The sequence below is a fragment of the Vibrio sp. HDW18 genome, from assembly GCF_011306175.1.
Lineage (GTDB): Bacteria > Pseudomonadota > Gammaproteobacteria > Enterobacterales > Vibrionaceae > Vibrio > Vibrio chanodichtyis.
Window position 1 is genome coordinate 646,886 of the sequence record NZ_CP049913.1, and the last position, 23,516, is coordinate 670,401.

General features: G+C 47.2%; 20 protein-coding genes. 9 read left to right on the top strand and 11 right to left on the bottom strand.

Annotation, left to right across the window (positions count from 1 at the left end):
* Positions 1-216: 216 nt before the first annotated feature.
* The gene (locus tag G7083_RS03050; RefSeq protein ID WP_166013530.1) at positions 217-1,185 is read right to left on the bottom strand and encodes a TDT family transporter; all 969 of its coding nucleotides are present in this window, start codon (positions 1,183-1,185) and stop codon (positions 217-219) included.
* 110 nt (positions 1,186-1,295) lie between these two features.
* Here G7083_RS03050 and G7083_RS03055 point away from each other — a divergent pair, with 110 nt between their 5' ends.
* From G7083_RS03055 to dapD, 3 genes are all read left to right on the top strand, one after another.
* Positions 1,296-2,222, top strand: a complete 927-nt coding sequence (locus G7083_RS03055) for a LysR substrate-binding domain-containing protein (protein ID WP_166013531.1) — start codon at positions 1,296-1,298, stop codon at positions 2,220-2,222.
* Positions 2,223-2,326: 104 nt separating this feature from the next.
* Positions 2,327-2,635: a YebG family protein gene (locus G7083_RS03060; RefSeq protein ID WP_166013532.1), complete on the top strand. Its 309-nt coding sequence runs from the start codon at positions 2,327-2,329 to the stop codon at positions 2,633-2,635.
* Between the two features lie 497 nt (positions 2,636-3,132).
* Complete coding sequence (gene dapD / locus G7083_RS03065; RefSeq protein WP_166013533.1) at positions 3,133-4,164, top strand: 2,3,4,5-tetrahydropyridine-2,6-dicarboxylate N-succinyltransferase; 1,032 nt, start codon at positions 3,133-3,135, stop codon at positions 4,162-4,164.
* A gap of 129 nt (positions 4,165-4,293) precedes the next feature.
* On the opposite strand, the gene G7083_RS03070 is transcribed toward dapD, so the two are convergent.
* Entirely contained in the window at positions 4,294-5,394 is a 1,101-nt protein-coding gene (locus tag G7083_RS03070; RefSeq protein ID WP_166013534.1) for a GNAT family N-acetyltransferase/peptidase C39 family protein, read from the bottom strand.
* A 76-nt stretch (positions 5,395-5,470) separates the two neighbouring features.
* On the opposite strand from G7083_RS03070, the gene G7083_RS03075 reads away from it, so the two are divergent.
* The 4 genes from G7083_RS03075 (at position 5,471) to G7083_RS03090 (ending at position 10,510) form a co-directional block, all read left to right on the top strand.
* On the top strand, positions 5,471-6,922 hold the full coding sequence (locus tag G7083_RS03075; protein ID WP_166013535.1) for a RimK family protein: 1,452 nt from the start codon (positions 5,471-5,473) through the stop codon (positions 6,920-6,922).
* A gap of 111 nt (positions 6,923-7,033) precedes the next feature.
* Entirely contained in the window at positions 7,034-7,972 is a 939-nt protein-coding gene (locus tag G7083_RS03080; protein WP_166013536.1) for a CorA family divalent cation transporter, read from the top strand.
* Positions 7,973-8,080: 108 nt separating this feature from the next.
* Positions 8,081-9,223 (top strand): chromate efflux transporter, encoded by a 1,143-nt coding sequence (gene chrA / locus G7083_RS03085; protein WP_166013537.1) that lies wholly within the window; start codon positions 8,081-8,083, stop codon positions 9,221-9,223.
* An 87-nt stretch (positions 9,224-9,310) separates the two neighbouring features.
* Positions 9,311-10,510, top strand: a complete 1,200-nt coding sequence (locus G7083_RS03090) for an HD-GYP domain-containing protein (protein ID WP_166013538.1) — start codon at positions 9,311-9,313, stop codon at positions 10,508-10,510.
* A 140-nt stretch (positions 10,511-10,650) separates the two neighbouring features.
* On the opposite strand, the gene ispH is transcribed toward G7083_RS03090, so the two are convergent.
* The 5 genes from ispH to murJ form a co-directional block, all read right to left on the bottom strand.
* On the bottom strand, positions 10,651-11,613 hold the full coding sequence (ispH, locus tag G7083_RS03095; RefSeq protein ID WP_166013539.1) for a 4-hydroxy-3-methylbut-2-enyl diphosphate reductase: 963 nt from the start codon (positions 11,611-11,613) through the stop codon (positions 10,651-10,653).
* Between the two features lie 168 nt (positions 11,614-11,781).
* Entirely contained in the window at positions 11,782-12,294 is a 513-nt protein-coding gene (gene lspA, locus G7083_RS03100; RefSeq protein ID WP_166013540.1) for a signal peptidase II, read from the bottom strand.
* 15 nt (positions 12,295-12,309) lie between these two features.
* Positions 12,310-15,159, bottom strand: a complete 2,850-nt coding sequence (gene ileS / locus G7083_RS03105) for an isoleucine--tRNA ligase (RefSeq protein ID WP_166013541.1) — start codon at positions 15,157-15,159, stop codon at positions 12,310-12,312.
* A gap of 30 nt (positions 15,160-15,189) precedes the next feature.
* Positions 15,190-16,158 (bottom strand): bifunctional riboflavin kinase/FAD synthetase, encoded by a 969-nt coding sequence (ribF, locus tag G7083_RS03110; protein WP_166013542.1) that lies wholly within the window; start codon positions 16,156-16,158, stop codon positions 15,190-15,192.
* A gap of 68 nt (positions 16,159-16,226) precedes the next feature.
* Complete coding sequence (gene murJ / locus G7083_RS03115; protein ID WP_166013543.1) at positions 16,227-17,789, bottom strand: murein biosynthesis integral membrane protein MurJ; 1,563 nt, start codon at positions 17,787-17,789, stop codon at positions 16,227-16,229.
* Positions 17,790-18,046: 257 nt separating this feature from the next.
* On the opposite strand from murJ, the gene rpsT reads away from it, so the two are divergent.
* Positions 18,047-18,307, top strand: a complete 261-nt coding sequence (gene rpsT, locus G7083_RS03120) for a 30S ribosomal protein S20 (protein WP_166013544.1) — start codon at positions 18,047-18,049, stop codon at positions 18,305-18,307.
* Between the two features lie 133 nt (positions 18,308-18,440).
* Here rpsT and nhaR read toward each other — a convergent pair whose 3' ends face one another.
* Entirely contained in the window at positions 18,441-19,331 is an 891-nt protein-coding gene (nhaR, locus tag G7083_RS03125; RefSeq protein WP_166013545.1) for a transcriptional activator NhaR, read from the bottom strand.
* Positions 19,332-19,737: 406 nt separating this feature from the next.
* On the opposite strand from nhaR, the gene G7083_RS03130 reads away from it, so the two are divergent.
* Positions 19,738-20,886, top strand: coding sequence for a Na/Pi symporter (locus tag G7083_RS03130; protein WP_166013546.1), 1,149 nt, complete (start codon positions 19,738-19,740; stop codon positions 20,884-20,886).
* A gap of 107 nt (positions 20,887-20,993) precedes the next feature.
* Here the strand turns inward: G7083_RS03130 and G7083_RS03135 are convergent, their stop codons facing one another.
* Genes G7083_RS03135 through G7083_RS03145 form a run of 3 tightly spaced genes read right to left on the bottom strand, consistent with a single transcriptional unit; the run spans position 20,994 to position 23,509 of the window.
* A complete protein-coding gene (locus G7083_RS03135; protein ID WP_166013547.1) occupies positions 20,994-21,845 on the bottom strand; it encodes a thymidylate synthase in 852 nt (283 codons plus the stop codon).
* A 9-nt stretch (positions 21,846-21,854) separates the two neighbouring features.
* Positions 21,855-22,670 (bottom strand): prolipoprotein diacylglyceryl transferase, encoded by an 816-nt coding sequence (gene lgt, locus G7083_RS03140; RefSeq protein WP_166014976.1) that lies wholly within the window; start codon positions 22,668-22,670, stop codon positions 21,855-21,857.
* A 44-nt stretch (positions 22,671-22,714) separates the two neighbouring features.
* Positions 22,715-23,509, bottom strand: a complete 795-nt coding sequence (locus G7083_RS03145; RefSeq protein ID WP_166013548.1) for a sulfite exporter TauE/SafE family protein — start codon at positions 23,507-23,509, stop codon at positions 22,715-22,717.
* Positions 23,510-23,516: the final 7 nt, after the last annotated feature.

Below are 23,516 nucleotides of genomic sequence, written 5' to 3' on the forward strand. Positions count from 1 at the left end.
CACTCATGCTGCTCGGCTCATCATCAGCGGAGAGTAGCATAAGTGCATGTCAGGCAGGATAAAAAAGCGTGGGGCGAGTTCTCAATATATACGCAAACTACTTGGAGTTGCAGGTAGGCGGCAAGTGAGTGAGTCCCCATGAGCATAGGCAAACTATGTGATTGGGGTGAACGAACGTCGCCAACACCGCTGCAACTTCAAGTAGGAAGGGAATGGTTAACGAGAACCCACTAACACTTTATGTGGTTGATAAAACGCCAGATAACGGATTGCCACATAGCTCACCACCACAGTAGCGACTATCAACTCTAAACTCGCCAAGCCATGCACTTGCGCCACATAACGCTCGGCCACGCCGATATTTTCCATCCAATGCGCCATTTTAAACAGCGCAGTGGCGCCAATCACCATCGGGAAGGTAAAAGCAGCGTAACCAGGGCTGAAGGGGAGTCGCAGTAAACGGGTGAACGCCAAATAGATAATGGCCGTCATCAGTACCGCAATACCAAACAGCAGTGCCACAATCACAGGTGAAGGTTCAGTAACTACCGTCAGATAACCCGCGAGAGAGAGGCTAGCCGGTGCTGCCATGATCGCTAACGTCGGTTTCGCAGCATCTGGAATTTCTTGGGTAAAAATAAAGCGATAGATCATCATCGGCAGCATCACCGCGTAAGCCAGCATGCCAAACAGTAAAGCAGTGAACGCAATTGGGGCGAGCAATGGATTACCGGAAAACGCTACATCCGCCACAATAATTCCCACCGGAGGAACAAACCAACTCGGCACCATATGATGCAGCTCAAATGCTTGGCTGCGGTGATACACAAAGCTCACCAAAAACAGAAGGTGTAAGCCCACAGCAAACAACCACAACGCATCTCCCGCCAGCGGGTAAAAGTGACCAAGTGACGCCGATACCACCATAGTCGCCATCGCAAAGGTCGGTACCACACTGCCCACCACAGGATGTGCGAGATCTTGGCGCAGTAGATGCCCATGCCATAAAAACTTGAAAGCGAGGATCAGCAGTAAAATAGAAGCCAGCGCGGCACCCACCCACTGTGCGACACCGTGGGCCGCAAGCATGTTTTCCCAACACCATCCTAAGCTCGCAATCCCTAGTGCAAGGCCGGCCATTGGGGTTGGCGCGCCCATTACTTTTGCTTTGGCTGCTCGAATCATATTGTCTCTCTATTGATGGTTGTCGATTGATACGCTGATTTTACGCTTGCGCTTTGTTTTCAACTATCTAATTATTACTAACACATGTTCACTATAACTAAACGCTCACTATGGCTAGCCATATTTCGCTCAAACAATTGCGGGTTTTCACCACCATTACCCAACAGAAAAGTTTGACTGTCGCCGCAGAAGTGCTGTGCCTGTCGAAAGCGGCGGTCAGCGTCGCGCTGTCTGAGCTGGAAAAACAGCTTGGCCATGCCTTGTTTGATCGGGTCAATAACCGCTTGGTGCTCAATCAAGAGGGGAAAAAACTGCTCCCCATCGCCGATGAACTGCTGCAGCGTGCCAAAGATATCGACCGCCTATTTGATGAACAGCAGGTGCTCACTGGCAAACTGCGCATCGGTTCAAGTGATACCATAGGTAACCAAGTGGCACCTTATCTGATCAGCGCCTTTCGTCAATTGCATCCGCATCCTTCACAAAGTCTATTTATTTCCAATTCGGCACAAGTGTGCCAAAAGCTGGTCGATTACGAGCTCGATATCGGTCTGATTGAAGGTAAAACGCTGCATCCTGAACTGATCTCAACGCCATTTAGCCAAGATGAGATGTGTATTATCTGCGCGCCGGATCATCCCCTTGCGCAGCAACAGCGTTTGGCCATGAGCGATTTTGAACACTCGCACTGGGTACTGCGTGAGGCGGGTTCTGGCTCACGAGAGTTCTTCTTACGCGTGATCGCGCCACGCATCGAACACTGGATTGAAGCGTTTGAGCTCAATACCACCGAAGCGCTGATCAACAGTGTCTGCTCCGGCTTAGGGCTAGGCTGCTTGTCTCGCTTAGCGGCCAACACGCCGCAACAAGATGGTCGAGTGGTGATTCTCAATGTACCGCTTGATATGCAACGTCGGTTCTGGATGTTGGTACATAAAGAGAAATACCAGACCCCACTACTGCGCCAGTTCATTGAATTTTGCCCACAATGGGCCAACCACAGCCCCTTGTTGCAACTCGATCCAGCAACGAAATAAGGGATATGACTCAGCGCCCATTTTAGTGCTCGTCACTGGACTTTAATGACCAAAAACTGTATAAACAGCCAGTTATTTTTCGCGACCAAACTAGAGGATTAACCATGGCTGTTATCGTGAAGTACGTGGTAGAGCGCAACGGAGAAGAGAAAATGACTTTTACCTCGAAAGCCGAAGCTGACGCTTATGACAAAATGCTGGATATGGCAGACGAGCTATTCGAATTGCTCGGTAAAAGTGCTCTGATCGAAGATGAAACCAAGCAAGAAGAGCTAGCGATGTTCTTGGCGCAAAACAAAGAAGACGTATTGTGCGCACTGGGAGCCAAACGTAAACCGGCTCCAGCAACCGACAAAAAGCCGAAAGCGGTGGCAGACAGTGATGAAGATGAGTCGGTTGACGACGCTGCCTAATCGAGAAAACCGCTGCTTAAGCCAGCGGTTTTTTATTGGCTGAGATTAGCTGATAAACGCAACGATGCGAAAAATGAACGGGATTCTTTTTATCCCCAAACTACTTGGAGTTGCAGGTAGGCGGCAAGAGAGTTCATCCCCATGAGCATAGATTAAACTATATGATTGGGGTGAACGAACGTAGCCAACACCGCTGCAGCTTCAAGTAAGAAGGGGATAACGCAATATCTCTTTAAAAAGACAAAAGGTATCCTTTTACAGACGGATTACCGGCACGCTCTTTTATCCAGCTTATCCACTCTTTATGATGATAAACAACCGATCAGTTGAGCGGTATACCCAAACAACTTGGAGTTGCAGGTAGTCGGTAAGTGAGTGAGTCCCCATGAGCATAGACAAACTATGTGATTGGGGTGAACGAACGTCGCCAACACCGCTGCATCTTCAAGTAGGAAGGGGATAGATGCTCAACTCACCCTTGATGATGGAGAATACAAATGGCGTACTTTGCTTTAGGTCTAGCAACCGCGACCAAAAACCGTGATGGAAAAATTATTGAAGCCTTCTTCCCAACCCCGATTCTGGCGCCTAGCGATGCTTTGGTGGCCGAATTGGCTGCGATCGTAGACTACCAAGTAGGCAATCAAGTACTAAACATCAGCGCCGCACAAAGTAAGGCATTAGCCGCCGTGTTCGCCGCTCATCAACAAGCGGCCAGTGCTGCATTTGCCGATAAAGCGGCAAATAGCAATCAGCCTCTAGTACTGGTAATTCTGGCCAGTGACGACAAGCCACGAAGCGTGGCTGAAGGTTACCTCAAGCTACAACTGATCTCACACCGTCTGGTGCAGCCACACGGTACCGTGCTGGAGGGCATTTTCGGCCTACTGCACAACATCGCATGGACCAACCAAGGCCCGATTGATCTGCCAGAGCTAGCGGAGCGCCAAATTGAAGCGCGTCTGGCAGGCCAAGTGTTAACTATTGATTGTGTGGATAAATTCCCGAAAATGGTCGACTACGTGGTCCCAACCGGCACCCGTATCGCCGATACTTCACGGGTACGCCTTGGCGCTCATGTTGGCGAAGGCACCACGGTAATGCATGAAGGCTTTATCAACTTTAATGCGGGCACCACAGGCGTGAGTATGGTGGAAGGTCGTATCTCTGCCGGTGTCGTGGTGGGTAATGGCTCAGACATTGGTGGCGGCGCATCAATTATGGGTACACTGTCTGGTGGCGGCAAAGTGGTGATCTCGATTGGGGAAAACTCACTGCTCGGCGCCAACGCAGGGTTAGGTTTCCCGCTCGGCGATCGCTGCACCGTTGAGTCGGGTCTATATGTCACGGCGGGTACCAAGGTGCGTATGCTGGATAAAGAGGGCAACCAAGTCGATATTATTAAAGCGCGCGATCTGGCTGGTGTTTCTGACCTGCTGTTCCGTCGCAATTCGCTGACTGGACAAATTGAATGTCTCGCCAACAAATCAGCGGTCGAACTCAACAGCGAACTGCACAAAAATAACTGATGGTACGGTGAGCTTGATTGATCAGATGTCAACGAATGTGCTGTTAGCTCAGTGTGATTGAGCCACCGCCTCGACAATGGCTTGGATTACCAAGCCATTGTGGTGATGGCACGCGTACGGTGCTCTTTTCTATTCCTGCGCTTGACGCGGGGTGATCACTACACAAGCAATCTGCTTTTGTTTACCAAAGCCGATGATTTGTGCTAACGCCGCTTTCCCAACTGGGATGTATCCCGACCCCACTGCATGATCTTCCGATTCGGCATGCGGATCATGAAAAAAGAAGAATTTATCACTCAAGCCACTTAGCACAATCCAGTGCGGCTCTTTCTTACCATCAAAGCGATAGGTGCTGATCAACAGCAGCACACAAGCCCCCTGCCTTACCCATGCTTCAAGCTGCTGTTGTGAAGGCGGAGCATCAATCATGCTCACATCTTGCTCGGTCAGTTGCTGACAAAAATCTTGATGCACTAACTCAATGATCTGTTTTTTATTTGGATCACGCACACTATCAATAAATGGGGTCGATTTAGACTGATTCCACAACTCCACATGATAACCACGTCGCGTCGCCGCCAACGCCAAACCTTGTCCACTGCAACCACCGTGGCCTGCGGCCATAAAAATGGTGGTCGATTCACGCCATAACTGCATTTCTTGAGTACGAGTTGGTTCAAACTGCGTATCCAAGCAAGAAAAGCTCATTAATAAGCAAGCTGCACCACAAGTAAAAGGCGTGGTTTGTACATATAACGGCATCGGCAGTAGTACTTTCGATTCTAAGGGCGTTAGCCGCTTTTGCATCCGTCGTCCATCGCATAAATCATCATAATAATGGATGAGCAGCTTCAAGGTTTTATAGCCCATCTTTTCATATAATTTTAATGCGGCGGTATTGTCTTCACGCACTTCCAGCCGTAATGTAGTCGAGCCTTGATCAAGAGCAGCACGCTCGCACTGTTCAACCAGACTTTGCGCAATTCTCCGCCCTCTGAACTCAGGCTTAACGGCAATCGAATACAATCTTGATAGCTGTGTCCCTTGATGAAAAAGCAGCAGTGCATATCCTGCCAGTTGGTCGCCGGCATCCGCCACAAACAACACGGCATGGTCGGAATGTAAAAAACGCTTCATTTGACGAGGAGAGATTCGGTCTCCGTCAAACAGCTGTTGTTCTAACGCATTAAGCGCATTGAGATCAGCGCTAGTAGCAAGACGAATGTCCATTCTACATCCTTAATCGTGTGTGGATTGACCAGATTACCAATCAAATAATAGACCTATCGCAAGGAAGAATATACTGATGGCTAACCTTTTAATCGTGACCGATCAGGTCAGTGACTGGCGACAATACTTCCCTTCTGAACAAGTGGTGAGTGTCGATCAGTATCTCGATACCGATTGGAAATTTAATCAGCGTAGTGTACAGGTGGTCAACCTGTGCCGCGATTACGGCTACATGAGTAGTGGTTACTATGTCTCACTGATGGCAGAAGCTCGCGGACATCGCGTCATTCCACGCGTCATGGCCATCAATGATATTAATCAGCCGTTTTTCCTCTCTTCAGGGCTGATCAAAATGCACAAGCTAAGTAGTAACGAAGAGATCATTAGCACCAAAATTTACTTTGGCCGCACGCCACAAAAAGGCTTGGAAAAACTCGCACGCCGGCTGTTTGAAGAGTTCATGGTGCCGGTGATTGAATTGGAAATGCACAAATATCAAGGCCAATGGCAGATCATTAAAATTGTACCTTTCCCATTCCAAGACTTGGCCGACCCCGAGCAAGATTTCTTTATTGAATCACTGGAAATGTTCTCAACCAAAGTCTGGCGACGACCAAAGCAAGAGAAAAAATACCGCTATGACATTGCAATGTTGGTTGATCCTGACGAAAAAATGCCGCCATCTGACGCTTCGGCGCTGAAACGTTTTCATCGTGCTGCCAACCGCTTAGGCATGAACTTAGAAACCATTTCACCGGATGACTTATCTCGACTGGGTGAGTTTGACGGCCTGTTTATTCGCGCCACCACCAACATCAGCAACTACACCTATCGCTTTGCCAAAACCGCTGAAAAAATGGGGTTAGTGGTGATGGATGATTCCGAATCGATCATGAAATGCACCAATAAAGTGTTTTTAACTGAGCTGTTAGAAACCAATAAGGTCCCGACCCCGAAAAGCGTGATCATTCGCAGCTTTGACCCCGAATGGAAAACCGGTTTAATGGAACAACTGGATTTTCCTATGGTACTAAAAATTCCAGATGGCGCTTTCTCACGCGGGGTAGTGAAAGTGCGTAATGAGCAAGAGCTAGAAAAAGAAGCCGAGACTCTGTTTGAAAAAAGTGCACTGATCTTAGCCCAAGCGTTTATGCCGACCGATTTTGACTGGCGCATTGGAGTAATGAATCGGCAAGCTATTTTTGCCTGTAAGTACATGATGAGTCGCGGTCACTGGCAAATTTATCAGCACCACAACAGCGGCCGAGTCTCCGCCGGTGGTTTTGAAACCCTCGATCTCAAGCAGGTACCAAAGAGCGTAGTGGATGTCGCAGTGAAAGCGGCCAACCTAATTGGTGGTGGCCTGTATGGAGTTGACCTCAAAGAGATTGATGGTCAAGTCTATGTGATTGAAGTCAACGATAACCCAAGTATCGACCACCATGTCGAAGATGGATTCTTAGGCGATCTGCTTTATGACCGAGTAATGACCGAGTTTTTACGCCGCATTCAAATGCGCGGTTTCTAGGCAACTCAATCACTCAATCACTCAATCAGCCCGGATCACTATCCGGGCTTTGACTCTTCAACACTGGATTGCTACTTTCTTGCCTATCTTAGAGAGAGAATGAGAGTCACTATGGAGTTTATTATCGATCATTGGCGTTTTAACGGTGCTGTACCACAACGTCATCCTGCTCAATTGCAAAATCTACAAGCAGGAGATTGGTATCACTGCCAACGCGATGCCGCAGGACTGCGTGAATGGTTAATCGGCCAACAAATTCCAGCGTCAATTGTTGAGAGCTTATTAGCCGAAGATACCCGCCCACTGTTTGAGCAATATAATGAACAAAACTTTTTGCTGATCTTGCGCGGAGTAAATTTAAGTGGCAATGCTGATCCTGCCGATATGCTCAGTGTTCGCTTGCTGTATTACCGCGGCGTATTAATTTCAACCCGTAAAACAGCATCTAAAGCTATCAGCACGGTACGTGAAGCTTTAGAGCAAGGCCAAGGCCCAGCCGGCTTGGCAGAGCTTATCGTACGGGTGGTCGATGAGATCAACAAAAATATCGACATCTATCTGGATCAGATTGAAGAGAAAATCACTCAATTTGATGATGAGCTAGAACTCAGCAGCGATTTAATGCAAACCCACAAATCACTACTCAAGCTCAAACGTTTCATCAAGCCACAACAATACGCTTTAGATGATTATCTCAACAGTGAAATGACGCTGGCACAAAACCAACATTTGCGCCTACGCCACAGTGTCAACACCGTGACGCGAATTAACGAAACGCTCGACTTCTTTTTGAGTGAGCTAGAAATCATCAAAGGTGAGTTACGCCAGTATCATGCTGAAAAAATGAACCAAAACACCTATTTATTTTCGGTGATTGCTGCAATTTTTCTACCCACCAGTTTCTTAACTGGCTTACTTGGGGTAAACGTTGGTGGAATTCCTGGTACCGAATCCCCTCTTGCCTTTGGGCTATTTTGTGCCGGACTGATGCTGATTTTCGGTTTGGAACTGTTGATACTACGTCGGCTACGTTTTTTCGAAAATAAATAGCCTTAGCTGAGTGTCATCTGTTTGTCATCGATAAAATGTAGAATAGATATTTTGTCGATGACCGCTCTATTAGCGCTAGCAAACCTATTCAATACTGGTTCTCCTCCTATGTTATCTATTTTTAAAACTTTTTTTGCACTAGGTTGGGTGAGCTTTGGAGGCCCAGCGGCACATCTTGGTTACTTTCGTCACACTTTTGTGGATAAATTAGGCTGGCTGAGTGAACAACAATACGCACAATTTATCGCCTTAAGCCAATTTTTACCAGGTCCCAGTTCCAGTCAAGTTGGCTTTGCGATTGGCTATCATCGTGGCGGGATTGCTGGAGCTTGGGCGGCATTTCTCGGCTTCACGCTGCCCTCCGTATTGATCATGCTCCTACTGGCTGGCTTGAGTCGCCATCTATGGCAAACACCTTTATTTGCGCACATTACCCATGGTTTAAAACTGCTGGCGATTATCGTCGTGGCCGACGCGTGTTTGACCATGTACCGTAACTTTTGCCAACAACGTGTTACTGGAGCGCTATGTATTGTCACTGCAGTGACCATCAGTTTAGCGCCAAGTTTACCGAGTCAATTGCTACTATTACTACTGGCGGCGTTGGTTGGCCAAGCTTATTTAGCGCCTACTGATCTGAGATCATCCGCAAACTTTACTCCCGCTTGGCGACCCTTGATCCTTTTCGCCCTATTATTGTTCGGACTACCTATTTGCGCCGCGAGCTCGTCATGGCTCACACTATTTAGCGATTTTTTCCAAGCGGGCAGTTTGGTGTTCGGTGGCGGGCATGTCGTACTGCCTCTACTACAGAGTACCTTTGCAGATACCCTCTCAAGCGATCAATTCCTCACTGGCTATGCAGCGGCACAAGCGGTGCCCGGCCCGATGTTCACCTTGGCGACTTATCTTGGTTATCTGCTACATCCAGATATGCCGATCACAGCGGCTTTAACCGCCACCTTAGCGATATTTCTGCCCGGTTTTTTACTGCTATTAGGGGTGTTAAAGCACTGGTCTAATCTGGCCCAGCGCCCGAAAATTGCCGGAGCGATGCATGGCGTAAATGCCTGTGTTGTCGGTTTGCTATTAGCAGCACTTTATCAACCGATTTGGAGTACCACGGTATACAATCCTCTCGACTGGTCAGCCATTATGGTTGGATTTTTTCTGTTTAAAACGCTACGAGTACCTTTGTTTGCCATGGTCATCGGCGCTCTACTGTTTGGCTTAATTAGCAGTCTCGTCTAGTGTAAAAGAAAAGTGTCACCACGATTCGTCAACCAGAAATACCTTGTCTAAACTAAATAGATAATAGATAAGAAGAGGGCGATTAACATGCAAGTCCAATCTAAATTTGGGCAGTTGCGCTATTATCCATCAGTCGGTTCGTTAAATACTTACTTCATCAATATGCTGGAGAAAATAGCGGTTGAATTTACTGATATTAAAAGAATATCCTTCTCGCTGTATGATAAAAAAAACGACTCAATCAAAACCTATGCGGATAGCTCTCCCGTCAGTCATGATTTTGTGCATTATGAATTTCCGCTTGCCAAGTTACCGTCACTGCAACAGATTAAAGAGAATCAGACGGTACGTATTATTGATGACATGCCGCTCCAGTTACATAGCCAAACTCGCCATAATGACTGGCTACTCGAACACCAATACCGATCCTCTTTCGTTAAACCCATTTTTCACCAACAGACTTTCGTCGGTTTCCTATTCTTTAATGCCTCGAAAGAACACTATTTCACCTCACAGGTGGTTGAACAGTTAAAAATTTATATTGATTTACTTGAGCAAGCCGTCTGCTGTGAATACGCACTGGTTCATTATCTGATCAAAAATGTTGAGCAGATGAAATCCAACTCGCCAGATCATTGGCAATACATCAAACAACACAAAGAACGCATTCGCCGCTATGCTCGCATTATCGCGCTCGATATCGCGGAGCAATATGCGCTTGATGATGGATTAATTGAAAATATCAGCCAGTTTGCCACTTGTCATGACTTAGGTAAGCTAGCGTTACCCGCCGATCTGCTGCAAAAAAATCCATCGCTGGCCAGCAGTGAACGGCTGCAGATCTACCGCCACATTGAACATGGGATCGACTTACTCAATAATGTGATTGAAAAGTTGGGTACTCCTCACCATCCGTGCCTTGCGGTACTGCGTGAAATTATGGCCTACCACCATGAATTTTTAGATGGTAGCGGTTATCCTTTTGGTCTCACCCGTGAACAGATCCCCATCCCAGCTCGAATTGTGGCGGTCGCCAATATCTTTGATGCCCTGACCGCTCATCGGCCTTATCAACAAGCACAATCGATCACTCATACCCTGTTAGAACTTGAAAAAATGGTCAGCGAAGGCAAATTAGATCGTGACTGTGTCAATGCGTTACGTGAGAACCAAGAAGAGTTGAAGGCGATTGTCGGACGATTTCCTGATTTAGATCCGAAAGATGGTGAGGCAACCACGGATATGGATACAGCACCATCTTCTACTCCAAATGCAACTTTGCTTTAAATCCTCAGCAACCCGCATTGAAGCATACGGCTCCCTAGATGGGAGCCGTATATGCTCAATCAACAGTGCACCATGCTCTCTCTAGAGAGAGCATGGTGTTGCACGCAAAGATGCTGTGCTCAAGTTAAGCTCAAATAAGGCTAATCCAGAGCTTTAATTTGTAGCTCTTTGGGTACTTCAAAAAACATATTCTCTTCACGCCCGAGTACCTCCTCCACCGAGTTGGCACCGAGCGCTTTGATGCGATGCAAAATTTGATCGACTAATTGTTGTGGCGCAGATGCGCCAGCGGTAACCCCGACCATCTTCGCCTGTTCAAACCATTGCGGATCAATATCTTGGGGACAATCAATTAAATAACTTGGTGTGCCAAGTTTTTCAGCCAGCTCTTTCAAACGCGTTGAGTTAGAAGAGTTTTTCGAACCCACCACCACCATCACATCCACTTGTGCAGCCAATAACCGTACTGCATCTTGGCGATTTTGGGTGGCATAACAAATGTCATCCTTACGAGGCCCTTGAATCTGAGGAAACACTCGGCGCAGTTCGTCAATCACGTCCGCCGTCTCATCGACGGATAGCGTAGTTTGGCTCACGTAGTGTAGATGACTCGGATCTTTTACCTTAGCTTGTAGTGACACGACATCTTCTGGCTTTTCGACCAGATACATGCCACCCGAATCACTGATGTATTGCCCCATAGTACCTTCCACTTCTGGATGGCCTGCATGACCAATCAATACCACTTCCATATTTTTACGGCTGGCCCGTGCCACTTCCATATGCACCTTGGTCACCAGTGGGCAAGTGGCATCAAATACCGTCAGTGAACGCTCTTTAGCTTCTTGGCGCACAGCTTGTGAAACGCCATGAGCCGAAAAAATTACGATATTATGGTCAGGAACTTCATTTAATTCCTCAACAAAACAAGCGCCGCGCTGTTTTAACCCTTCAACCACAAAACGGTTATGCACCACTTCATGGCGTACATAAATCGGCGGCTGATAAAGTTCAAGCGCGCGTTCAACAATGCTGATCGCACGATCGACACCGGCGCAGAAACCGCGAGGGTTAGCTAACAGTATTTTCATTGGCTTGCTCATTGCTCATCGTTATGGAGGGATTGTAGGCCAAACCTTTTAGCAGAAAAATCTCCATGCCATGCTGAGGCCTACATCAAATCCCAGCCTTTATAATAAAAAGCGCTCTCCGAATCAACGGACAGCGCTTATGGTTATTCACCGTAATCGACCGACAACTAGGCAGTACGCTTAAGGCTGTGGTGCTTTTTTATCAGCTCGAAAACCATCGAGAATGATCATCGCCGCTCCGATACAGATCGCACTATCGGCTAAATTAAATGCTGGCCAATGGTAGCTAGCCCAATAAAAATCGAGATAGTCGACCACAAAACCATGCACAACACGGTCGAATACATTACCGAGTGCACCACCAATAATCAGCGCATAAGCGATATTATTCCACTTATCACTGGCCGGTAGACGACGCATCCAGTAGGTGAGCATTCCAGTCACCGCAAAAGCGATGCCAGTAAACAGCCAACGCTGCCAACCTTGCTGATCGCTCAGAAAACTAAATGCGGCACCGTAATTATGCACATACAGCAGGTTAAAGAATGGGAGGATCTCAATGCGATTCCCCCAGCCATAACCCATATTGTTCATCACGACCCACTTAATCGTAATATCCGCAATGAACATCAGCAGCGCTAGCCATAGCCAGCGCAATCCGGATTGTTTAACACTCAGTGGCAAATTTGACATGATGCTCAGCCTAAGTTACGCAAATTGACGAACTTCACCTTCACCCTCAACGTTAGTCACACAGCGGCCACAAATAGTGGTATGGCCAGCTAGCGTGCCTACATCATGGGTATGATGCCAGCAGCGATCACACTTCTCAGCTTCAGTTTTGTTCACTTGCAACCACAAGCCATCAATTTCAGTGGCCTGTGCAGCATCACTCTTCTCTGCCAATGGTTTAACCACCGCTTGTGATGTCAGCAGCACAAAGCGTAGCTCATCACCCAGTTTCGCAAGCTTGCTTGCCAACGCTTGATCGGCAAACAACACCAATTCGGCTTGCAATGAACCACCGATCCGCTTCTCGTTACGTGCATTTTCTAGCAGCTTATTCACCGCGCCACGCACTTGCTGGATTTCATCCCAAAATACGTTGTTAAGCTCTTCACCTTCCGCCAAACCAAATAAGCCATCAAACCATTCGCTAGTAAACACAAACTGATCACGTTGGCTGCCATCGGCTTGTTGTGCTGGCATCGCATTCCAAATTTCATCCGCCGTGAACGACATAATTGGCGCCATCCAACGCACCAGTGCTTCAACAATGAAGAACAAGGCGGTTTGACAACTGCGCTGCGCATGGCCACCACGTTTGGCGGTGTATTGACGATCTTTGATCACATCAAGATAGAAGGAGCCCATCTCGATTGAACAGAAGTTCATCAAACGTTGTACCACGGTATGCAGGTTATAATCTTGATAAGCTTGGATGATCTCTTGCTGTGCAGCGAGTGCACGGCCAACTGCCCAGCGATCTAACGCCACCATCTCGGCAACCGGTACAATATCAGTGCTTGGATTAAAGCCATTTAAGTTTGCCAGGAAGAAACGCGCGGTGTTACGAATACGGCGATACGCATCCGCTGAACGCTTAAGGATCTCGTCGGAGACCGCCACTTCACCAGTATAATCGGTGGAAGCAACCCACAGACGCAGAATGTCCGCACCGAGCTTATTAGTCACATCTTGCGGCGCAACCACGTTACCGACCGATTTCGACATTTTACGACCGTGACCATCAACCACGAAGCCGTGCGTTAACACTTCTTTGTAAGGTGCTTGACCTTTCATCGCGATAGAAGAGATCAGTGAGGATTGGAACCAACCACGGTGTTGATCGGAACCTTCTAGGTACATATCCGCTTGTGCGCCATTGAATTCGCTCCGCGCATCCACCACTGCAGAGTGAGTCACACCAGAGTCAAACCATACGTCTAGAGTATCCAGTACCTTCTCATAGTTGGCCGCATCTTCTGCGCCCAATAGCTCCGCAGTATCTAGATCCCACCATGCTTGAATACCTTTTTGCTCAACCAGTTGTGCAACTTTCTCAATCAGCTCAGCGCTGTTAGGATGCAGTTCCGCGGTTTCTTTATGAACAAAGAGAGCAATCGGCACGCCCCAAGTACGCTGCCGTGAAATACACCACTCAGGGCGACCAGCAACCATGCCTTCAATTCGGCTTTGACCCCAATCCGGCATCCATTGCACACCTTTGATCGCGCTCAGTGCTTGTTCACGCAGACCTGCTTGCTCCATCGAGACAAACCATTGAGGTGTGGCACGGAAGATGATCGGCGTTTTGTGACGCCAACAGTGCGGATAACTGTGTTCATAAGCGTGATGATGCAGCAGTGCACCGCGCTCTTTGAGCACCTCTAACACTGAATCATTGGCTTTAAATACATGCTGACCGGCAAACAGTTCAGTATCGGCCAGATAGACACCATTTGAACCGACTGGGTTGGCGACTTCCAAACCGTAGTGTTGACCAGCCGCAAAGTCTTCTTGACCATGACCCGGCGCAGTATGTACCACACCCGTACCAGAATCGGTGGTCACGTGATCGCCTAAAATAGCCGGTACGGTAAAGGCATAGAATGGATGTTGGAACTGGACTAATTCCAGATCGGCACCACTTGCGAAACCAAGATTATGGAAATGCTCAATGCCCGCACGATCCATCACCGATTTGGCCAGTTCAGAGGCCACAATAATCCGCTCTGCTTGCTCACCTTCAACTTGGATCAATACGTATTCTAAATCTGCACGCAGACACACAGCGCGGTTGGCCGGCAGTGTCCAAGGGGTAGTGGTCCAAATAACAATCGACACATCACCTTTGCCTTCATGACCCGCTTTCAGACCAAACTTAGCCAGTAGCGCGGCCTCGTCAGCGGCTTTAAAGCGCACATCAATCGAAGGTGAGACTTTGTTTTTGTATTCGACTTCCGCTTCAGCCAGTGCTGAACCACAATCGGTACACCAGTGAACCGGTTTAAAACCTTTGAGCAAATGACCATTATCGGCAATTTTACCCAATGCACGGATAATGTTGGCTTCAGTGATAAAATCCATGGTGCGGTAAGGCTTATCCCACTCGCCCAAAATACCGAGCCGTTTGAAGCTCTCTTTTTGACCTTCAACTTGACCTGCCGCGTATGCACGACATTTTTCACGAAATTCAGCTGCGGTGATTTTTTGCCCTGGTTTGCCAACTTTTTTCTCTACCATCAATTCGATAGGTAAACCGTGGCAATCCCAGCCCGGAATATAAGGTGCATCAAAGCCAGAAAGGGTTTTCGATTTAATAATCGCGTCTTTAAGAATCTTGTTCAGAGCGTGGCCAATGTGAATATCACCGTTGGCATACGGAGGGCCATCGTGCAATACGAAAGATTTTTTGCCTTTTTTAGCCTGACGGATCGCACCGTACAGATCTTCTTTGTACCAACGTTGCAACATTTCTGGCTCACGCTTGGCCAGATCACCGCGCATTGGAAACCCTGTTTCAGGAAGGTTCAGGGTATCTTTATAATCACTCATCGATTCTTAATTCCGTTATATTGGGCGAAGTTAGACATGATGTTGTTGGGTGGAATCAACCGAACAACCCTTAAGCTGCAGCAGCCACACCCTTGCGGCTTCAGCATCCAATTCAATTTGTTGTTTTAATGCCTCAAAAGAGGCGAATTTGCGCTCATCACGTAGTTTATGTAATAGCGCGACTTCCAACTGCTTGCCATATAGGTTGCCGTGAAAGTCAAAAAAATGCACTTCAAGCTGTTGGCGCACCCCATTCACGGTTGGCCGAGAACCAATATTGGCCACCCCAACAATCGGCATCGTATCTAGACCGTACGCTTCAACCACATACACACCAGACACGGGTGAAACACAACGCTTAAGCGGAATATTGGCCGTAGGAAAACCGATAGTCCGACCCAGTTTTTGCCCATGCGAGACACGGCCACTAATACTGTAATTACGCCCCAACATCGCTGCCGCTTGCGGTAACTGATCGGCAGCTAACGCTTCACGAATCGCCGTGCTGCTGACTCGTTGTTGTTGCCAACAGAAACTTTGCGTGCTGACGACTTCAAAACCGAATGTTTGCCCAGCTTGCTGTAACAGTGCGAAGTCACCTTTGCGCTGTTGACCGAAGCAAAAGTCATCACCAATCACCAGAAACTTAACACCCAAACGAGCCACCAACAAGTCAGCAATAAAGCGCTCAGCATTCCACTCGGCGAAGTGGTGATTAAAATTAACACACAGCAATCGATCCACCCCAAGTTTACTCAATTGTACAAACTTATCGCGCAGCCGAGTCAGGCGCGCTGGGGCTTGCTGTTTAGCAAACAACTCTAGAGGTTGAGGTTCAAAGGTCATCACCACTGCGGGTAATCCCATCTGCTTAGCTCGTTGTACCACCTGATTAAGCACTTGTTGATGGCCGAGATGAACCCCATCAAAATTACCAATCGTCAGCACACAGCCATGATGGTGAGATTGAATGTTATGAATACCGCGTATTAATTCCATCGGGAAATGCTTAAAACCTATATTTGAGTTCTCGTGGAGCGAAACTGGCGGATTATACCTAAAACTCACTACTCTGTCGCCGCTTTTAAGTGTTTGAGACGTATGCCTAGTAACAGTAAAACCGCCAAATAGCTCGCGGCGCCAAGCACAATTAGCCCACTGAGGATTAACGCGCGCTGGCTAATTCCCCAACTCAACCACGTGGCCATACTGGCTTGCTGCCATAACATAATCCCAGTCATGACGGCCCCCGCGATAATTAAACGCAACACAAACCACAATGTTTGGCTGGTAAGTTGATATACACCTTGTCGATGCAGACCACGATAAAGCAGGGTCATATTAAGTAAAGCAGACATCGACGTCGCAATCGCTAATCCGACATAGCCATAAAACCAAGCAAAAATCGCGTTGAGTACAATATTGCTGAGCATGGCAATAATGCCATAACGCACCGGTGTTTTGATGTCCTGCCGCGAATAATAACCAGGCGCTAAGATTTTGATCAGCATAAAACTCAGCAAACCCGCCGAATAAGCCTGCAGTGAATAAGAGGCTTGTTGTACATCACTCGCGGTAAATTCACCGCGCATAAACAGCACCATCAACATGGGCTTAGCCAATACCATCAAACCAAGCATGGCTGGGATACCGAGAAACATCACCATACGGATCCCCCAATCCATCGTGTGCGCAAATCCTGCACTATGGGCATTGACATGTTTACGAGATAAGGCAGGTAAGATCACTGTCGCGATCGCAATCCCAAATAAGCCCAGCGGAAATTCCAATAAACGATCCGAATAGTAGAGCCAACTGATCGAGCCGGTCTGCAGAAAACTGGCCACAAATGAGTCAAACAATAAGTTAATTTGGCTTACCGATACCCCAAACAGAGCTGGGATCATTAGTGTGCGAATTTTCACCACCCCAGGATCACGCCACGCCCATTTCGGCTTCACTAGCAGCCCAGCCTTGATCAAAAATGGCAATTGGAACAAAAACTGAACCAAACCACCTAAAAAAACACCAATTGCCAATCCAATCTCTGGTTGAGCCAAATTAGGCGATAGATACCAAGCACAGAGTATCATGGTTACATTTAAGAAAACGGGAGTGAAAGAGGCAACAGCAAACTTACCTAAGGTATTTAAAAGCGCCCCTGACAACGCAACAAAGGTAATAAACCATAAATAGGGGAAAGTAATCTTCAAAAGTAAACTGGCCAGCTCAAACTTTGCGGCTGCGGGGCCATCATTGAGCCAATCCATAAACCAACCAGCACCAAACAGTGCTGCCACAGCGCCAGAACCGAGCACTCCGACTAAAGTGACGATAGTGACTAGCACGCCTAACGTGCCTGAGACCCGTGCAATCAATTCGCGGGTTTTATGCATATCACCGGAGGCATGATACTCAGTCAATACTGGCACAAAGGCTTGAGAAAAAGCGCCTTCCGCGAATAAGCGCCGTAAAAAATTGGGAATTCGGTTGGCAAAAAAGAACACGTCAGCGCTCGCACCAGCGCCCATCAAGTTCGCTACAACTACATCACGCACTAGGCCTAAAACACGAGAAATCAAAGTCATAGCACTGACAATCATGCCTGACTTGAGTAAGCGTTTACTCACGGTAACCTCGAACAAACAGTCAAAACCAAATTATCTGATTCGAAAGCATAAGAATGTCATCGAGAGATCAGATAAGTATTAGCATTGGTAAAAAAATGCTGATAGAATCCCCGCCATCTTAACCGCGAAGACTCTCCGATACCAAGCTTGTTTGGTTCAGTTGGGTTTTTGCACAAATCATTTGACATTAAAGAGCAAATCGGGGATATTTCCCGCCCTTAAAATGTCACCGAACTATGTTTTTGGGAGTTAGACCCTTGGCAAATAACAAATCTGCTAAGAAGCGCGCTATCCAAGCTGAGAAACGTCGCCAGCACAATGCTAGCCGTCGTTCTATGATGCGCACTTACATGAAGAAAACTGTTGCTGCAATCGCTGCTGGCGACAAAGAAGCTGCAACTGCTGCATTCGCGGTAGTTACACCAATCCTAGACCGTATGGCGACTAAAGGCCTTGTTCACAAGAACAAAGCTGCTCGTCACAAGTCTCGCTTTGCTGCTGCGATCAAAGCTCTGTAATTGAGTTTTAAACCAGCAATAAAAACCGGCTTAATGCCGGTTTTTTTATTGCTGTGATTTATTCAGTGGCCATCATAGTAACGACATGGCTAATCGAATGTCGATAAAATAGCCAATTCATCACTCTCGATGACTATAAAAACAAGTTGCTAAAATCCGCATCACACACATTTTTTACCGCCGGATGTTGGATCATGCGCTCGGCAAAAATCACGTAATACTCTTCTTTGATCTCATCGACATGACCAATCAGCTTGAGTGACGATTCAGCATCGACCTCGGACACATAAAATGATGGCGCCATAAATACCGCATCACTATGGTAAATCGCAAATGCCTTCATTAACGCCGAGTCATCAAATTCACCGAGGATATTCGGTTGTAACCCTTGTCGATCAAACCATTGCCTTACTTTGCGCCCCATAGCGGTACGACTGCCAGGCAACAGTAACTTTTTATGTTCTAGGATCGCCGGAAAAGGCACTAAGTCGACGTCACCAAAACTAAAGAAACTCATTCGGCTTTCACCGAGTTTTTTACTAAACAAACCCGGACTTTGGCTTGAATCAACAGGGCAATCAGACAAGATCATATCCAATTTATGCTGCGCCAGCTGCTCTAACAACATTTCGTGGGTCGATTCGAAACAACGTAAGTGGATCCGATTATCGTTCGGCATTGAAGTGAGCAAAATTTTACTCACCAATCTTTTTGATAAAGCATCCGCCACCCCAATATCAAACAATACGTTGGAACGTTGGCTGTAGTTGACGATATCTAACATTTCATAACTCAAGCCAAACATGCGATCAGCATATTTAAACACCAATTGCCCCAATTCAGTGGCTTCAATGCTACGACCATTGCGCTTGGTTAATTTGCCATCAAGACGATCTTCGAGAGCTTTAATCTGTCCGGTAACCGTTTGTGGCGTTAAAAATAAGGCATCTGCTGCCTTAGTCACCGAGCCTTGCTTGCATACCATCCAGAAGTAATAGAGGTGATTGTAATTAAGATGAGACATGGCTTGTGGCACCCAATAAAAACCAAACCGTTTTATAACAGATGCGTTCTGTTATCACAATAAATTCGGATAAACCGAACAAAACGACAAACAACACTGAATTTTACCACAACAAAAATCAACCATTCGTCATATTATGAATATGTAACACTTGGCTTTATTCGACTTATTACAACTTTATTGCCGATCCCCTCATTCGAGCGCGCCCCTTACTATCACTTACAATTCCTTTAAAATCAGCAAGATAAAAAATCCAATTGGCTAAGCTTTTAAGTCAGCGGCAAGATTGGATTAATTAATTACCGATTACACTAAAGTGTCATATTAGTGAAATATTTCCACTCTACCATCAGCCTCGAATTGAATAACCGACCGCACCTTTAAATAACGGTCCACGGAGAAAATGATGATAAACCAAGCAACTTCCCCAACAGCGTCAATTTCGCTAACGACGAAGAGCCTGCGCTGGGCAAACTTGGCTTTCATGCTGTATCTACTACTTCTTGCTGTCGCAATGGTCGGCAGTGGTTTTAAATGGGCGACTGGCGATCAAGCTAAAGTTCTGTTTGAATTTGCTTCACACCCAGTTGCCGGATTAATGATTGGGTTAGTGGCCACCGCCCTGATCCAATCCTCAAGTACCGTCACTTCGATTATTGTTGGCTTAGTCGCCGGTGGTTTACCGGTTGAGACAGCGATTCCAATGGTGATGGGCGCTAATATTGGTACTACCGTTACCAATACCTTGGTCAGCCTAGGTCACGTGCGTTGCAAAGAAGAATTCCGCCGCGCGTTCGCCAGTGCCACTATCCACGATTTTTTCAACCTGTTAGCGGTAGTGATTTTCCTACCTCTCGAAATGATGTTTGGCATCTTAGCCAAAGTGTCACACTGGTTGGTATCACCATTACTGGCAACCGGTGATATGAGCATGAAAGGCTTAGACTTCATTAAACCGGTCACTAAGCCTGTACTCAGCACTCTTGAAAGCCAACTTGCGTTTCTGGGTTATCCATTAGGTGGAGTTGCGCTTATTGTGCTCGGCATCGCGACCATTTTCGTAGCAATTACTGTGATCGGTAAACTAATGAAAAGTCTGATGGTAGGTCGTGCCCGTGAAATCTTACAAAATGCGATTGGCCGTGGTCCGCTGCACGGAATTGCATCAGGTACTGTAGTAACGGTACTGGTACAATCTTCGTCAACGACAACTAGCCTGATGGTGCCTTTGGTTGGCTCTGGCGTATTAAAGATCCGTGAAATCTACCCATTCACACTGGGTGCCAATATCGGTACTTGTATCACCGCACTACTTGCGGCAACAGCAGTTTCAGGTGAGTTTGCCGTGTTTGCACTGCAAATTGCTCTGGTGCACTTATGCTTTAATTTGATGGCAACTGTAGTGATCTATGGTATTCCATTCCTGCGCGAACTGCCGATCAAAGGGGCTGAGCTGATTTCAACTTGGGCATGTAAAAACAAAATGGTGGTGCTTGCCTACTTACTGGGTGTATTTGTAGTCATTCCAGGTGCAATCCTCGCTTTAACCGCTTAAGCCTTATTGAGTATCGATGGATAAAAAAAGCGCCCATAATTTGGGCGCTTTTGGTTTTGGTTTGGGGCTATCTCAAACACAACTTATTGTTCTAGCCTGTGTTGCCTTTAGACCGAAAACGGATATTGAATAGAGTCGTGGGATTGGTAACCCGTCACCTCAAAATCATCCAAAGTGACCCAAGTTTCCAAATCATGCAGCGTTTTGATCTCAGGATTGATATGGAACTGAGGCGCGGCGAGTGGTTCGCGTTTAAGCTGCACATCACGCATCAATTCTAACTGATCTTCGTAAATATGAGCATTGACGATCTTATGGTAGGCTGTACCTGCCTTTTTACCGGTGATCTGCGCTATTAAGGCCAACAACACATAGACTTGAACCATGTTGAAATTGAGCCCAAGCGGGACATCACACGAACGCTGAGTACTATTGAGATATAAGGTATCCCCTAATAACGAAAAGTGATGGCTGTACATACAGGGACGCAAACAGCCCATGTGAAACTCACCTGGGTTGTAAAAATTGAGGATCTCACCTCGGTCATCCACTCCACGCGTCAAATCATCGACAATTTTTTGTAATTGGTCGATATGCCCGCCATCAGGTTTAGCCCACGCTCGACCCTGAACTCCATAAACTCGTCCCATATCATCCTCACCTTTACGATAAGGATTACTCAACCAAGCTTGATTCAAGTTCGCATTGGCGTCCCAAGTTTTAGTGCCTAAGTGACGAAAATCGGCGGCGTTATCATAGCCACGAATGTAGCCCAGTAATTCCGCGACCGCCGCTTTCCAAAAACTCTTACGGGTTGTCACCAGTGGAAACTGATTATTGGCAACATCATAAGTCAAATCGGCGTTAATCACGGTTAAACACCTTTTGCCAGTGCGTTCATTTTCAACCCAAACACCTTGATCGACGATGCGCTGACAAAGTTCTAAATATTGTTTCACCTAACTACCCTATTTTGCTACGACACGATCTTGATAGCGACCACGTTTGTAAGACCACACCACCATCAACATCCCGATGATCACCATCGGTAAAGAGAGGATTTGCCCCATCGAAATGAAGCCACCAAACAGACCTAACTGCGCATCTGGCTCACGCACATATTCCACTAAGAAACGGAAACTACCATAACCGGCTAAAAACAAGCCAGACACACTACCAAGCGGACGCGGTTTGGCGATAAACCAGTTGAGGATCAAAAACAGTACCACACCCTCTAAAGCAAACTCATAAAGCTGCGAAGGATGACGTGGCAGCGGGCCCCCATTGGGGAACACAAAGGCCCAAGGCACATCCGTTACCCGTCCCCACAATTCACTGTTCATAAAGTTGCCAATCCGCCCCATGCCCAATCCAAATGGCACTAAGGGCGCAACAAAATCAGCCACGCCAAAGAAAGTGCGTTGGTTTTTGTGTGCATACCAGGCCATCGCAGCGATCACACCAAGTAAGCCACCGTGGAATGACATACCACCGGTCCAGATTTGAAACAGATAGGTTGGATCGGCAAGGAACAGATCGAAATTGTAAAACAGTACATAACCGACTCGCCCACCAACCACCACGCCGAGAAAACCAGCAAACAACAGATCTGAGACTTGCTCACGGCTCCACCCACTAGCTGGCCGATCCGCGCGACGATTTGCCAACCACATCGCAAATAAAAAACCGACCAGATACATTAAACCATACCAACGCACCGCCAGCGGGCCGATAGAAAACAGTACTGGGTCAATATTAGGAAACTGCAGGTAACCCTCGGGCATAACAAACCTTCTCTTGTAAAATAGTAATGCCATGATTTATGGCGTTATTGAAATAACATGGTCACAGCAACACACATTAAAAAAATCGCAAATAACTTCTTCAACTGTGCCGTCGGTATTTGACTGGCGAGCTTAGCACCAATCCGCGTTGTCAGGATTGAGGTCGTCGCAATCGCCAGCAAAGCGGGCAGATAAACATAGCCAATACTGTATGGTGGCAAATTTTCGAGCTGATAACCTTGCCAAATAAACCCCGCCATGCCCGCGATGGCAATCGCAAAGCCACAGACTGAAGAACAGCCAACCGCTTTTTTCATCTCAATGCCATGTCGATTTAAAAACGGCACCGATAACGAGCCACCACCGATCCCTGCCAAGCTTGAAACCACACCGATCCCTGTGCCACATAGCGTAGTCAGAAAAGCATTGGGCATTGGATAATCATGCGAGAGACGGATCGAACGAAACATCTGCCAACTCAACACCAAGACGATTCCCCCAAATACCTTGGGCAGATATTGACTGGGGATCCATTCGGCGAGCAGCGCGCCGCCAAAGCCGCCGATCACTACCCCAGGCATTAACCATTTGACCACAAACAGATCAACATTACCCAGCTTGATATGATTGAGCGCCGCCGAGCCAGAAGTGACAATGATGGTCGCTAACGAAGTAGCTAAAGCCACTTGCATCACCATATCCAGCGCAATACCAGCAGAGGGCAATAAAAATAACAGCACGGGGACGACCAATAAACCACCGCCAATCCCGAGCAAGCCAGCCAACACCCCGACCACAGCACCTAATAGCAACAGTAATACTAAGAGTTCAAGATTCACATTCGGT